Origin of the sequence: Parvibaculum sp., from assembly GCF_049672805.1 — a bacterium.
GTDB lineage: Bacteria > Pseudomonadota > Alphaproteobacteria > Parvibaculales > Parvibaculaceae > Parvibaculum.
On sequence record NZ_JBATWS010000305.1, the window covers coordinates 1 to 2,831 of the forward strand.

Annotated in this window: 3 protein-coding genes and 1 pseudogene; 3 read left to right on the forward strand and 1 reads right to left on the reverse strand. The window is 61.0% G+C overall.

The window, feature by feature from the left end:
* The 3 genes and pseudogenes from WBF74_RS09710 to WBF74_RS09720 all read left to right on the forward strand — a co-directional run.
* Positions 1 to 324, forward strand: a pseudogene (locus WBF74_RS09710) (TonB-dependent receptor); the annotation flags it as partial.
* Positions 325 to 338: 14 nt separating this feature from the next.
* A complete protein-coding gene (locus tag WBF74_RS09715) occupies positions 339 to 878 on the forward strand; it encodes a YcnI family protein (protein WP_424438809.1) in 540 nt (179 codons plus the stop codon).
* 51 nt (positions 879 to 929) lie between these two features.
* On the forward strand, positions 930 to 2,165 hold the full coding sequence (locus WBF74_RS09720; RefSeq protein ID WP_424438812.1) for a pyridoxal phosphate-dependent decarboxylase family protein: 1,236 nt from the start codon (positions 930 to 932) through the stop codon (positions 2,163 to 2,165).
* Between the two features lie 79 nt (positions 2,166 to 2,244).
* On the opposite strand, the gene WBF74_RS09725 is transcribed toward WBF74_RS09720, so the two are convergent.
* Entirely contained in the window at positions 2,245 to 2,439 is a 195-nt protein-coding gene (locus tag WBF74_RS09725) for a hypothetical protein (protein WP_424438815.1), read from the reverse strand.
* Between the last annotated feature and the right edge of the window lie 392 nt (positions 2,440 to 2,831).

Sequence of the window (2,831 nt, forward strand, 5' to 3'; positions counted from 1 at the left end):
GTTTATGTCGCGGCGCTGCGTTACAAGGCACCCGCGCCCAACGGGCTTGGCTGGGATATTGCGCCAAAGATCGAATGGGTGCCGGAGGGCGGCTATGTCGATTATGCCAATACGCTGGAAGCGCCCGGCTACGCGACAATCGGCATTGAGGGTGGTGTGGATATCACCAAAGGCGTCCGCCTCTTCGTGGATGCGCGCAATCTGACCGACAAGAAATACATCTCCACTTACACCGCCATCACCGATGCGCGTGTTACTGCGACCGATGTGTTTTATCCGGGCGAGGGCCGCAGCGTCTTCGCCGGGCTGAAGATCGCTTTTTGAAACGGGAGGAAAATATGAAAGCTCTGAATATTCTCAGTGCGGCCTTACTCGCCGCCACGCTCACCACACCAGCCGCCGCCCATGTCGTCCTTGACGAGACGAATGCTCCGGCGGGAAGTTATTTCAAGGCCACGTTCCGCGTGCCGCATGGCTGCGACGGATCCGCCACCACTGCCATCTCGATCCGTATTCCCGAAGGTGTGATCTCGGTGAAGCCGCAGCCAAAGCATGGCTGGACCGTCATCACCGAAAAGGCGGCTTACAAGAAAAGCTACACGCTGCATGGCCGCGAGGTGAACGAGGGTGTCGTCAAGGTGACATGGGAAGGCGGGCCGCTTGCCGATGACATGTTTGATGAGTTCGCCTTCATGACGAAGCTGCCGAATGATGCAGACATCATGATGCTTTTCTTCCCCGTGGAGCAGGTCTGCGAAAAAGGCTCGGTAAACTGGGATGAAATTGCGACGCCGGACATGGACCCCCATTCTCTTGCCCGGCCTGCGCCCATGCTTCATCTCATCCATGAGAATGGCGGCGGGCATCATCACCATTGATGCCTCGCCCCGCCCTGCTAGTCTTGTCACCTCAACGACAGGAGCAAGAACATGGGCGTGACGCTGCCGAAAAAAGGCACGGAATGGGGCAAGCTGAAAGACGAGATGACGGCGCGCGGCGCCAATGACGTGAAGTGGCGCGAAGGCAAGACAGCCGTCTATGTCTTTAATGCGGGGCCGGATGTCGCTGAGGTCCAGAAAGAGGCCTACACGATGTTCATGTCGGAGAACGGCCTCGGCCCGATGGCCTTTCCGAGCCTGAAGCAGATGGAGGATGAGGTCGTCGCGATGGGTCTCGGCCTGCTGCACGGGCCAGAAGGTTCAGCCGGCAACATCACTTCCGGTGGCACGGACAGCATCACCATGGCGGTGAAGACCGCGCGCGACTATGCGCGGAAGGTGAAAGGCGTCACCGGCGGCTGCAACATCGTCGCGCCGTGGTCTGCCCATCCGGCCTTCGACAAGGCAGCGAAGATGATGGAGATCGAGATGCGCCGCGTGCCCTGCGCCGATCTTCTCGCCGATGCAGAGGCGATGGGGAAGGCGGCGGATGGCAACACCATCATGCTTGTCGGCTCCGCGCCCTGCTTCCCCTACGGGCTGATCGACCCTATCGAAAAGCTTGGCGACCTCGCGGAGAAGCGCGGCCTCTGGCTTCATGTGGACGCCTGTGTGGGCGGCTATATCGCGCCTTTCGTGCGCATGAATGGCGGTGACATACCGCCCTTCGATTTTGAAGTGCCGGGCGTCATGTCCATGTCTGCTGATCTTCACAAATATGGCTATTGCGCGAAGGGGGCTTCCACCGTTCTCTTCCGTTCGGAAGAGCTGCGGGCGCATATGATCTTTGACTGCTCGGACTGGCCGGGCGGGCGGATGGTGACACCGACGCTCGCAGGCACGCGACCGGGCGGCGCGATTGCGGCTGCCTGGGCGGTGATGAATTTTCTCGGCGAGGAAGGCTACCGCGCGAAACACAAACAGGTGACGGATGCGCGCGAGACGATTGAAGCGGGCGTTGCGAAGCTCGGCTTCCGCGTGCTCGGTCGCCCGCAGCTCGGCATCGTCTCCTTCACCCATGATGAAGTGGACCCCTTCGCCATCTGGGGCAAACTCTTCGAGCGCGGCTGGTTCACGAGCCTGACGACCGAGCCGAAAGGGCTTCACCTCATGCTCTCGCCCTTCCATGCGAGCGTGACCGACACATATCTCACCGATCTCGAATGGGCGCTCGGCGAGGTGAGGGGCGGCGACAAGGGCAAGGAGCGGGAAGCGCGCTACAGCTGACGCATAAAAATGGGCCTGTTCCTCAAAGGAACAGGCCCAAGCCGCTACGCCTCCCGGGGGGCAGAAGGCGCTGCGAAAATCAGTTGTCGGTAGCGTTGTCGATGGTCTCGCCCAATTCTTCAGCCGGGCCATCCTCGAACAGGCCGCGATCCGTGTTCGCGGCTTCATCAAGTTTCTCACCCGCTTCTTCCATCGGACCCTGATCGTCACAGGCAGCAAGCCCGCCTGCGAGCGGCAGGATGAGGGCGATGCTGAAGAGTGTCTTGCGCAACATTGAGCGTCTCCATTTGTGGCCACAGCCGTCGGCGTCGGGGGCAGTACCACCCGGCCGGATCGCAGAATGAACGCTCGGCCCGGGCCGGGGTTCCATCCGATTTCCCGGCATTATCGGATTCCGGGCCTTCAGAATGCGGTGTAGCACCCCGCAAAATCCCTTCTCGCTTCCGCACCGCCTGCTACACTTTGCCGAAAACACGGCTGTCCCTGGGGAGGAGACGATGTCTGAAGCGAGGATCATGTCCGGCGCGCGCGCCGAGGCAAATGCGGCGATTGCGCTGCGAGCAGCCAAGGCGGCGAGCGGGTTCAAATCGCTGGGGATCGGGGCGGGCGATGTCGTTGCGGTCTATCTCCGCAATGATTTCCCTTTCTTTGAAGCCTCTGTCGCGG

What these genes read in the sequence shown, in the direction of transcription:
- WBF74_RS09715 (WP_424438809.1), top strand. Translation starts at nt 339, where the DNA reads ATGAAAGCTCTGAATATTCTCAGTGCGGCCTTACTCGCCGCCACGCTC.
- WBF74_RS09720 (WP_424438812.1), top strand. Translation starts at nt 930, where the DNA reads ATGGGCGTGACGCTGCCGAAAAAAGGCACGGAATGGGGCAAGCTGAAA.
- WBF74_RS09725 (WP_424438815.1), bottom strand. Translation starts at nt 2,439, where the DNA reads ATGTTGCGCAAGACACTCTTCAGCATCGCCCTCATCCTGCCGCTCGCA.